Origin of the sequence: Mycolicibacterium aubagnense, from assembly GCF_010730955.1 — a bacterium.
In the GTDB taxonomy this organism is placed as follows: domain Bacteria; phylum Actinomycetota; class Actinomycetes; order Mycobacteriales; family Mycobacteriaceae; genus Mycobacterium; species Mycobacterium aubagnense.
Genome location: NZ_AP022577.1, coordinates 3745032 through 3757642, shown reverse-complemented (window position 1 = coordinate 3757642; position 12611 = coordinate 3745032). Strand labels below are relative to the sequence as shown.

Here is a 12611-nt window from a genome sequence, read left to right as displayed (position 1 = left end):
CGTGTCGTAGCCGAGTGATTGAAGGTCATCGCGTGATTCTTCGAGAGACCGTCCAAAGTCACTCGAGCAAAGGAATCGACGCGATGACCACTGCCCACAATATCGATCTGCCCACTGTGCTGGCCGAACGACTCACCACTGCCCATCCCGACGTGCTGCGCGAGCTGCTGGCCACGTTCATCCACACCCTGATGGGCGCCGAAGCCGACGCCCTATGCGGTGCCGGCTACGGCGAACGCTCGGCTGAGCGCACCAATTCCCGCAACGGCTACCGACACCGTCAATTCGACACCCGTGCAGGGACTTTGGATCTTGCGATCCCGAAGCTGCGGCAAGGATCCTACTTCCCGGACTGGCTGCTGGAGCGCCGTAAACGCGCCGAGCGGGCCCTGACCACGGTGGTGGCGACGTGTTACCTGCTTGGTGTCTCGACGCGGCGGATGGACAAGCTGGTCGAGACCCTGGGCATCACGTCGTTGTCGAAGTCGCAGGTGTCGGTGATGGCCAGGAACTCGACGCCGCCGTGGAGGCGTTCCGGACCCGGCCGCTCGATGCCGGCCCGTATACGTTCGTCGCTGCGGACGCTCTGGTGCTCAAGGTGCGTGAAGCCGGCCGGGTGGTCAACGTGCACGCCCTGATCGCCGTCGGGGTCAACGCCGAGGGCTACCGCGAGATCCTGGGAATCGATGTCACGACCGCTGAGGACGGGCGGGCTGGTTGACGTTCTGGCGGTCGTTGACCGCCCGCGGCCTGTCCGGGGTCAAACTGGTCACCAGCGACGCCCACGCCGGGCTGGTCGCCGCCATCGGGGCCACCCTGCCCGGAGCGGCGTGGCAGCGCTGCAGAACCCACTACACGACCAACCTGATGTCCGTCACTCCCAAGAGTTCGTGGCCCTGGGTGCGCACCCTGCTGCACTCGGTGTTCGACCAACCTGACGCTGAATCCGTTGCTGCTCAATATGATCGGATCATCGACGCATTGTCCGACAAGCTGCCCAATGTCGCCGATCACCTCGAAGCGGCGCGGCCGGATCTGCTGGCGTTCACCGCGTTCCCCAAGCAGATCTGGCGCCAGATCTGGAGCAACAATCCCCAGGAACGACTCAACAAGGAGATCCGCCGGCGCACCGACGTCGTGGGCATCTTCCCCGACCGCGCGGCCCTGATCCGTCTCGTCGGAGCAGTGCTGGCCGAACAACACGACGAATGGGCCGAGTCGCGGCGCTACCTCGGCCTCGACGTTCTGAGCAAATCACGCACCGTCAACGACACCCCAACCGAACAGGAGGCTACCCCCGCGGCACTGCCCGCCTGACCCAACTACCTCGAAGAATCACACGACGACGTCATACACCACGTCCCTGGACTTGACCACCACGGGTGCCCAAGGCGCCACCGGAGCAACAGGCGATACCGGAGCAACCGGAGCCCAAGGCACGACAGGCGCCCAAGGCGCCACCGGAGCCACGGGAGCTCAAGGCACCACCGGTGCTCAAGGCACGACAGGTGCGCAGGGCGCTACCGGAGCCCAAGGCGCCACCGGAGCAACAGGCGATACCGGAGCAACCGGTGCTCAAGGCACCACCGGTGCTCAAGGCACGACAGGTGCGCAAGGCGCTACCGGAGCCCAAGGCACCACGGGTGCCCAAGGCACCACGGGTGCACAAGGCGCCACCGGAGCAACAGGCGCCACCGGAGCAACCGGTGCCCAAGGCACCACCGGTGCTCAAGGCACCACAGGTGCGCAGGGCGCCACCGGATCAACAGGTGCAACCGGTGCCACGGGAGCTCAAGGCACCACAGGTGCACAAGGCACGACAGGTGCCCAAGGCGCCACCGGAGCCCAAGGCGCGCAAGGCGATACAGGCGCCGTCGGCCCGCAAGGCGCAACCGGAGCCCAAGGCACCACCGGTGCAACCGGTGCCACCGGTGCTCAAGGCACCACAGGTGCACAAGGCGCCACCGGAGCAACAGGCGATACCGGAGCCACCGGCGCTCAAGGCACCACCGGTGCTCAAGGCACGACAGGTGCGCAGGGCGCCACCGGAGCCCAAGGCACCACCGGTGCTCAAGGCACGACAGGTGCCCAAGGCGCCACCGGAGCAACAGGCGATACCGGAGCAACCGGTGCCCAAGGCACCACCGGTGCTCAAGGCACGACAGGTGCGCAGGGCGCCACCGGATCAACAGGTGCAACCGGTGCCACGGGAGCTCAAGGTACAACAGGTGCACAAGGCACGACAGGTGCTCAAGGCACGACAGGTGCGCAAGGCGCTACCGGAGCCCAAGGCGCGCAAGGCGATACAGGCGCCGTCGGCCCGCAAGGCGCAACCGGAGCCCAAGGCACCACCGGTGCCACCGGTGCTCAAGGCACCACAGGCGCACAAGGCGCCACCGGAGCAACCGGCGATACCGGAGCAACCGGTGCCCAAGGCACCACCGGTGCCCAAGGCACCACCGGTGCACAAGGCACCACGGGTGCCCAAGGCGCCACCGGAGCCACCGGAGCCACCGGAGCCCAAGGCACCACCGGTGCTCAAGGCACCACAGGTGCAACCGGTGCCACGGGAGCTCAAGGCACAACAGGCGCACAAGGCACCACAGGTGCCCAAGGCGCCACCGGAGCACAAGGCGATACAGGCGCCGTCGGCCCGCAAGGCGCAACCGGAGCCACCGGAGCCACCGGTGCCACGGGAGCTCAAGGCACCACAGGTGCACAAGGCACGACAGGTGCGCAAGGCGCAACCGGGAGGCGCGCAAGGCGATACAGGCGCCGTCGGCCCGCAAGGCGCAACCGGAGCCCAAGGCACCACCGGCGCTCAAGGCACGACAGGCGATACAGGTGCCGCCGGCCCGCAAGGCGCAACCGGAGCCCAAGGCACCACAGGTGCGCAGGGCGCCACCGGATCAACAGGTGCAACCGGTGCCACGGGAGCTCAAGGCACCACCGGCGCTCAAGGCACGACAGGTGCGCAAGGCGCCACCGGAGCAACAGGCGATACCGGAGCAACCGGAGCCCAAGGCGCCACCGGAGCCCCAGGCACGCAAGGCGATACAGGTGCCGTCGGCCCGCAAGGCGCAACCGGAGCCCAAGGCGATACAGGCGCCGTCGGCCCGCAAGGCGCAACCGGAGCCCAAGGCACCACCGGGGCAACAGGCGATACCGGAGCCACCGGCGCACAAGGCACCACGGGTGCCCAAGGCGCCACCGGAGCAACAGGCGATACCGGAGCAACCGGAGCCCAAGGCACCACGGGTGCCCAAGGCACCACGGGTGCACAAGGCGCCACCGGAGCAACAGGCGATACCGGAGCAACCGGTGCCCAAGGCACCACCGGTGCTCAAGGCACCACAGGTGCGCAGGGCGCCACCGGATCAACAGGTGCAACCGGTGCCACGGGAGCTCAAGGCACCACAGGTGCACAAGGCACGACAGGTGCTCAAGGCACGACAGGTGCGCAAGGCGCGCAAGGCGATACAGGCGCCCAGGGCGCCACCGGAGCCACGGGAGCTCAAGGCACCACGGGTGCACAAGGCGCCACCGGAGCCCAAGGCGCGCAAGGCGATACAGGCGCCGTCGGCCCGCAAGGCGCAACCGGAGCCCAAGGCACCACCGGTGCAACCGGTGCCACCGGTGCTCAAGGCACCACAGGTGCACAAGGCGCCACCGGAGCAACAGGCGATACCGGAGCAACCGGTACCCAAGGCACCACCGGTGCCACCGGTGCTCAAGGCACCACAGGCGCACAAGGCGCCACCGGAGCAACAGGCGATACCGGAGCAACCGGTGCCCAAGGCACGACAGGTGCACAAGGCACCACAGGTGCGCAGGGCGCCACCGGATCAACAGGTGCAACCGGTGCCACGGGAGCTCAAGGCACCACAGGTGCACAAGGCACGACAGGTGCCCAAGGCACTACCGGAGCCCAAGGCGCGCAAGGCGATACAGGCGCCGTCGGCCCGCAAGGCGCAACCGGAGCCCAAGGCACCACCGGTGCAACCGGTGCCACCGGCGCCCAAGGCGCCACCGGAGCCCAAGGCGATACCGGAGCAACCGGAGCCCAAGGCACGACAGGCGCCCAGGGCGCCACCGGAGCCACGGGAGCTCAAGGCACCACGGGTGCACAAGGCACCACGGGTGCAACCGGTGCCACCGGTGCCCAAGGCGCCACCGGAGCAACAGGCGATACCGGGGCAACCGGAGCCCAAGGCACGACAGGCGCCCAGGGCGCCACCGGAGCCACGGGAGCTCAAGGCACCACGGGTGCCCAAGGCGCCACCGGAGCCCAAGGCGCGCAAGGCGATACAGGCGCCGTCGGCCCGCAAGGCGCAACCGGAGCCCAAGGCACCACCGGTGCAACCGGTGCCCAAGGCACCACCGGAGCCCAAGGCACCACAGGTGCGCAGGGCGCCACCGGATCAACAGGTGCAACCGGTGCCACGGGAGCTCAAGGCACCACAGGTGCACAAGGCACGACAGGTGCGCAAGGCGCAACCGGAGCCCAAGGCGCGCAAGGCGATACAGGCGCCGTCGGCCCGCAAGGCGCAACCGGAGCCCAAGGCACCACCGGTGCAACCGGTGCCCAAGGCACCACCGGAGCCCAAGGCACCACAGGTGCGCAGGGCGCCACCGGATCAACAGGTGCAACCGGTGCCACGGGAGCTCAAGGCACCACAGGTGCACAAGGCACGACAGGTGCGCAAGGCGCAACCGGAGCCCAAGGCGCGCAAGGCGATACAGGCGCCGTCGGCCCGCAAGGCGCAACCGGAGCCCAAGGCACCACCGGCGCTCAAGGCGCGACAGGCGATACAGGTGCCGCCGGCCCGCAAGGCGCAACCGGAGCCCAAGGCACCACAGGTGCCCAAGGCGCCACCGGAGCAACAGGCGATACCGGAGCAACCGGAGCCCAAGGCACGACAGGCGCCCAGGGCGCCACCGGAGCCACGGGAGCTCAAGGCACCACGGGTGCCCAAGGCGCCACCGGAGCCCAAGGCGCGACAGGTGCGCAAGGCGCAACCGGAGCAACCGGTGCCCAAGGCACCACCGGTGCTCAAGGCACGACAGGTGCCCAAGGCACTACCGGAGCCCAAGGCGCGCAAGGCGATACAGGTGCCGTCGGCCCGCAAGGCGCAACCGGAGCCCAAGGCACCACCGGAGCAACAGGCGATACCGGAGCAACCGGTGCCCAAGGCACCACAGGTGCACAAGGCGCCACCGGTGCCACGGGAGCTCAAGGCACCACGGGTGCACAAGGCACCACGGGAGCCCAAGGCGCCACCGGAGCAACAGGCGATACCGGAGCAACCGGTGCCCAAGGCACCACCGGTGCTCAAGGCACGACAGGTGCCCAAGGCGCCACCGGAGCAACAGGCGATACCGGAGCAACCGGCCCGCAAGGCGCAACCGGAGCCCAAGGCACCACCGGTGCCACCGGTGCTCAAGGCACCACAGGCGCACAAGGCGCCACCGGAGCAACAGGCGATACCGGAGCAACCGGTGCCCAAGGCACCACCGGTGCTCAAGGCACGACAGGTGCCCAAGGCACTACCGGAGCCCAAGGCGCGCAAGGCGATACAGGCGCCGTCGGCCCGCAAGGCGCAACCGGAGCCCAAGGCACCACCGGGGCAACAGGCGATACCGGAGCAACCGGAGCCCAAGGCACCACCGGTGCTCAAGGCACCACAGGTGCGCAGGGCGCCACCGGATCAACAGGTGCAACCGGTGCCACGGGGGCTCAAGGTACAACAGGTGCACAAGGCACGACAGGTGCCCAGGGCGCTACCGGAGCCCAAGGCGCGCAAGGCGATACAGGCGCCGTCGGCCCGCAAGGCGCAACCGGAGCCCAAGGCACCACCGGCGCTCAAGGCGCGCAAGGCGATACAGGCGCCGTCGGCCCGCAAGGCGCAACCGGAGCCCAAGGCACCACCGGCGCTCAAGGCGCGACAGGCGATACAGGTGCCGCCGGCCCGCAAGGCGCAACCGGAGCCCAAGGCACCACAGGTGCGCAGGGCGCCACCGGAGCAACCGGTGCCCAAGGCACCACCGGTGCTCAAGGCACGACAGGTGCCCAAGGCACTACCGGAGCCCAAGGCGCGCAAGGCGATACAGGCGCCGTCGGCCCGCAAGGCGCAACCGGTGCCCAAGGCACCACCGGAGCACAAGGCGATACAGGCGCCGTCGGCCCGCAGGCGCAACCGGAGCCACCGGAGCCACCGGAGCCCAAGGCACCACCGGTGCTCAAGGCACCACAGGTGCAACCGGTGCCACGGGAGCTCAAGGCACAACAGGCGCACAAGGCACCACAGGTGCCCAAGGCGCCACCGGAGCAACAGGCTATACCGGAGCAACCGGAGCCCAAGGCACGACAGGCGCCCAGGGCGCCACCGGAGCCACGGGAGCTCAAGGCACCACGGGTGCCCAAGGCGCCACCGGAGCCCAAGGCGCGCAAGGCGATACAGGCGCCGTCGGCCCGCAAGGCGCAACCGGAGCCAAGGCACCACCGGTGCAACCGGTGCCACCGGTGCTCAAGGCACCACAGGTGCACAAGGCGCCACCGGAGCAACAGGCGATACCGGAGCAACCGGTACCCAAGGCACCACCGGTGCCACCGGTGCTCAAGGCACCACAGGCGCACAAGGCGCCACCGGAGCAACAGGCGATACCGGAGCCACCGGTGCCCAAGGCACCACAGGTGCACAAGGCACCACAGGTGCACAAGGCGCCACCGGATCAACAGGCGATACCGGAGCAACCGGTGCCCAAGGCACCACAGGTGCACAAGGCACGACAGGTGCCCAAGGCACTACCGGAGCCCAAGGCGCGCAAGGCGATACAGGCGCCGTCGGCCCGCAAGGCGCAACCGGAGCCCAAGGCACCACGGGTGCAACCGGTGCCACCGGTGCCCAAGGCGCCACCGGAGCCCAAGGCGATACCGGAGCAACCGGAGCCCAAGGCACGACAGGCGCCCAGGGCGCCACCGGAGCCACGGGAGCTCAAGGCACCACGGGTGCCCAAGGCGCCACCGGAGCCCAAGGCGCGCAAGGCGATACAGGCGCCGTCGGCCCGCAAGGCGCAACCGGAGCCCAAGGCACCACAGGTGCGCAGGGCGCCACCGGATCAACAGGTGCAACCGGTGCCACGGGAGCTCAAGGCACCACAGGTGCACAAGGCACGACAGGTGCGCAAGGCGCAACCGGAGCCCAAGGCGCGCAAGGCGATACAGGCGCCGTCGGCCCGCAAGGCGCAACCGGAGCCCAAGGCACCACCGGCGCTCAAGGCACGACAGGCGATACAGGTGCCGCCGGCCCGCAAGGCGCAACCGGAGCCCAAGGCACCACAGGTGCGCAGGGCGCCACCGGATCAACAGGTGCAACCGGTGCCACGGGAGCTCAAGGCACCACCGGCGCTCAAGGCACGACAGGTGCGCAAGGCGCCACCGGAGCAACCGGTGCCCAAGGCACCACCGGTGCTCAAGGCACGACAGGTGCCCAAGGCGCCACCGGAGCCCAAGGCACCACCGGAGCAACAGGCGATACCGGAGCCACCGGTGCCCAAGGCACCACAGGTGCTCAAGGCACGACAGGTGCCCAAGGCGCCACCGGAGCACAAGGCGATACAGGCGCCGTCGGCCCGCAAGGCGCAACCGGAGCCACCGGAGCCACCGGAGCCCAAGGCACCACCGGAGCCACCGGAGCCACCGGAGCCACCGGAGCCCAAGGCACCACCGGAGCCACCGGAGCCACCGGAGCCCAAGGCACCACCGGTGCTCAAGGCACCACAGGTGCAACCGGTGCCACGGGAGCTCAAGGCACAACAGGCGCACAAGGCACCACAGGTGCCCAAGGCGCCACCGGAGCACAAGGCGATACAGGCGCCGTCGGCCCGCAAGGCGCAACCGGAGCCCAAGGCACCACCGGCGCTCAAGGCACGACAGGTGCGCAAGGCGCAACCGGAGCAACCGGTGCCCAAGGCACCACCGGTGCTCAAGGCACGACAGGTGCCCAAGGCGCCACCGGAGCCCAAGGCACCACCGGAGCAACAGGCGATACCGGAGCCACCGGTGCCCAAGGCACCACAGGTGCTCAAGGCACGACAGGTGCCCAAGGCGCCACCGGAGCACAAGGCGATACAGGCGCCGTCGGCCCGCAAGGCGCAACCGGAGCCCAAGGCACCACCGGTGCAACCGGTGCCCAAGGCACGACAGGTGCACAAGGCACCACAGGTGCGCAGGGCGCCACCGGATCAACAGGTGCAACCGGTGCCACGGGAGCTCAAGGCGCGCAAGGCGATACAGGCGCCGTCGGCCCGCAAGGCGCAACCGGAGCCCAAGGCACCACCGGTGCAACCGGTGCCCAAGGCACCACCGGAGCCCAAGGCACCACAGGTGCGCAGGGCGCCACCGGAGCAACCGGTGCCCAAGGCACCACCGGTGCTCAAGGCACGACAGGTGCCCAAGGCACTACCGGAGCCCAAGGCGCGCAAGGCGATACAGGCGCCGTCGGCCCGCAAGGCGCAACCGGTGCCCAAGGCACCACCGGAGCACAAGGCGATACAGGCGCCGTCGGCCCGCAAGGCGCAACCGGAGCCACCGGAGCCACCGGAGCCCAAGGCACCACCGGTGCTCAAGGCACCACAGGTGCAACCGGTGCCACGGGAGCTCAAGGCACAACAGGCGCACAAGGCACCACAGGTGCCCAAGGCGCCACCGAGCAACAGGCTATACCGGGCAACCGGAGCCCAAGGCACGACAGGCGCCCTGGGCGCCACCGGAGCCACGGGAGCTCAAGGCACCACGGGTGCCCAAGGCGCCACCGGAGCCCAAGGCGCGCAAGGCGATACAGGCGCCGTCGGCCCGCAAGGCGCAACCGGAGCCCAAGGCACCACCGGTGCAACCGGTGCCACCGGTGCTCAAGGCACCACAGGTGCACAAGGCGCCACCGGAGCAACAGGCGATACCGGAGCAACCGGTACCCAGGCACCACCGGTGCCACCGGTGCTCAGGCACCACAGGCGCACAAGGCGCCACCGGAGCAACAGGCGATACCGGAGCCACCGGTGCCCAAGGCACCACAGGTGCACAAGGCACCACAGGTGCACAAGGCGCCACCGGATCAACAGGCGATACCGGAGCAACCGGTGCCCAAGGCACCACCGGTGCTCAAGGCACGACAGGTGCCCAAGGCACTACCGGAGCCCAAGGCGCGCAAGGCGATACAGGCGCCGTCGGCCCGCAAGGCGCAACCGGAGCCCAAGGCACCACCGGGGCAACAGGCGATACCGGAGCAACCGGAGCCCAAGGCACCACCGGTGCTCAAGGCACCACAGGTGCGCAGGGCGCCACCGGATCAACAGGTGCAACCGGTGCCACGGGGGCTCAAGGTACAACAGGTGCACAAGGCACGACAGGTGCCCAGGGCGCTACCGGAGCCCAAGGCGCGCAAGGCGATACAGGCGCCGTCGGCCCGCAAGGCGCAACCGGAGCCCAAGGCACCACCGGCGCTCAAGGCGCGCAAGGCGATACAGGCGCCGTCGGCCCGCAAGGCGCAACCGGAGCCCAAGGCACCACCGGCGCTCAAGGCGCGACAGGCGATACAGGTGCCGCCGGCCCGCAAGGCGCAACCGGAGCCCAAGGCACCACAGGTGCGCAGGGCGCCACCGGAGCAACCGGTGCCCAAGGCACCACCGGTGCTCAAGGCACGACAGGTGCCCAAGGCACTACCGGAGCCCAAGGCGCGCAAGGCGATACAGGCGCCGTCGGCCCGCAAGGCGCAACCGGTGCCCAAGGCACCACCGGAGCACAAGGCGATACAGGCGCCGTCGGCCCGCAAGGCGCAACCGGAGCCACCGGAGCCACCGGAGCCCAAGGCACCACCGGTGCTCAAGGCACCACAGGTGCAACCGGTGCCACGGGAGCTCAAGGCACAACAGGCGCACAAGGCACCACAGGTGCCCAAGGCGCCACCGGAGCAACAGGCTATACCGGAGCAACCGGAGCCCAAGGCACGACAGGCGCCCAGGGCGCCACCGGAGCCACGGGAGCTCAAGGCACCACGGGTGCCCAAGGCGCCACCGGAGCCCAAGGCGCGCAAGGCGATACAGGCGCCGTCGGCCCGCAAGGCGCAACCGGAGCCCAAGGCACCACCGGTGCAACCGGTGCCACCGGTGCTCAAGGCACCACAGGTGCACAAGGCGCCACCGGAGCAACAGGCGATACCGGAGCAACCGGTACCCAAGGCACCACCGGTGCCACCGGTGCTCAAGGCACCACAGGCGCACAAGGCGCCACCGGAGCAACAGGCGATACCGGAGCCACCGGTGCCCAAGGCACCACAGGTGCACAAGGCACCACAGGTGCACAAGGCGCCACCGGATCAACAGGCGATACCGGAGCAACCGGTGCCCAAGGCACCACAGGTGCACAAGGCACGACAGGTGCCCAAGGCACTACCGGAGCCCAAGGCGCGCAAGGCGATACAGGCGCCGTCGGCCCGCAAGGCGCAACCGGAGCCCAAGGCACCACGGGTGCAACCGGTGCCACCGGTGCCCAAGGCGCCACCGGAGCCCAAGGCGATACCGGAGCAACCGGAGCCCAAGGCACGACAGGCGCCCAGGGCGCCACCGGAGCCACGGGAGCTCAAGGCACCACAGGTGCACAAGGCACGACAGGTGCGCAAGGCGCAACCGGTGCCCAAGGCACGACAGGTGCACAAGGCACCACAGGTGCACAAGGCGCCACCGGAGCAACAGGCGATACCGGAGCAACCGGAGCCCAAGGCACCACCGGTGCACAAGGCGCAACCGGAGCCCAAGGCGCGCAAGGCGATACAGGCGCCGTCGGCCCGCAAGGCGCAACCGGAGCCCAAGGCACCACCGGCGCTCAAGGCACGACAGGCGATACAGGTGCCGCCGGCCCGCAAGGCGCAACCGGAGCCCAAGGCACCACAGGTGCGCAGGGCGCCACCGGATCAACAGGTGCAACCGGTGCCACGGGAGCTCAAGGCACCACCGGCGCTCAAGGCACGACAGGTGCGCAAGGCGCCACCGGAGCAACCGGTGCCCAAGGCACCACCGGTGCTCAAGGCACGACAGGTGCCCAAGGCGCCACCGGAGCCCAAGGCACCACCGGAGCAACAGGCGATACCGGAGCCACCGGTGCCCAAGGCACGACAGGTGCGCAGGGCGCTACCGGTGCCCAAGGCGCCACCGGATCAACAGGCGATACCGGTGCCGCCGGCCCGCAAGGCACCACCGGTGCTCAAGGCACGACAGGTGCGCAGGGCGCCACCGGATCAACAGGTGCAACCGGTGCCACGGGAGCTCAAGGCACCACCGGCGCTCAAGGCACGACAGGTGCGCAAGGCGCCACCGGAGCAACCGGTGCCCAAGGCACCACCGGTGCTCAAGGCACGACAGGTGCGCAAGGCGCTACCGGAGCCCAAGGCGCGCAAGGCGATACAGGCGCCGTCGGCCCGCAAGGCGCAACCGGAGCCCAAGGCACCACCGGCGCTCAAGGCACGACAGGTGCACAAGGCGCCACCGGAGCACAAGGCACGACAGGTGCGCAGGGCGCTACCGGAGCTCAAGGCACCACCGGCGCAACCGGTGCCACGGGCGCTCAAGGCACCACCGGTGCACAGGGTGCCCAAGGCGCGCAGGGCGATACAGGCGCCGCCGGCCCACAAGGCGCCACCGGAGCCCAAGGCACCACCGGAGCAACCGGTGCCACGGGAGCACAAGGCGCGACAGGTGCACAAGGCGATACAGGCGCCGCCGGCCCACAAGGCGCCACCGGAGCCCAAGGCGCCACCGGAGCAACCGGTGGCACGGGAGCACAAGGCACCACGGGAGCACAAGGCAGCACGGGTGCGCAGGGCGCAACCGGAGCAACAGGCGATACCGGAGCAACCGGAGCCCAAGGCACGACAGGTGCACAAGGCGCCACCGGAGCAACCGGTGCCACGGGAGCTCAAGGCACCACGGGTGCGCAAGGCGCCCAAGGCACGACAGGTGCGCAAGGCGCCACCGGAGCCCAAGGCACCACGGGTGCACAAGGCGCCACCGGTGCTCAAGGCGCGACAGGTGCACAAGGCGCCACCGGAGCCACCGGAGCCCAAGGCACCACGGGCGCGCAAGGCGCCACCGGAGCAACCGGTGCCACGGGAGCTCAAGGCACCACGGGTGCGCAGGGTGCCCAAGGCACGACAGGTGCGCAAGGCGCCACCGGAGCCCAAGGCGCGCAAGGCACGACAGGTGCGCAAGGCGCCACCGGAGCCCAAGGCACCACGGGCGCACAAGGCGCCACCGGTGCGCAAGGCGCCACCGGCGCAACAGGAGCGCAGGGCGCAACTGGTGCCCAGGTGGGGTACGTGACGATTTCAGGTTGCACCGGCTCGCTGACGGGGCTAACAGGTACCTGCAGCTCGAGCGTTTCCAGCGCCGGCGTGTACATGGTGCCGGCTTATGCGGTTGATGCCAGCACCAACAAGGGCGGGACCGTTAGTGCACCAACGCTTACGGGAGGCACCTGCAGCAAGCTCTACGACATGTACTCCACAGTCGGCGGAGGCCTTCTTGGCTTTGCCAATGTCCCGGTGGGAAGTGTGTACCGA

Annotated in this window: 1 protein-coding gene and 1 pseudogene; both read left to right on the top strand. The window is 69.5% G+C overall.

Annotated elements, in window-relative coordinates:
- Positions 1–83 precede the first annotated feature (83 nt).
- Positions 84–1317, top strand: a pseudogene (locus G6N59_RS18115) (IS256 family transposase).
- A gap of 1527 nt (positions 1318–2844) precedes the next feature.
- Entirely contained in the window at positions 2845–12372 is a 9528-nt protein-coding gene (locus G6N59_RS30905) for a hypothetical protein (protein WP_220099698.1), read from the top strand.
- Positions 12373–12611 lie beyond the last annotated feature (239 nt).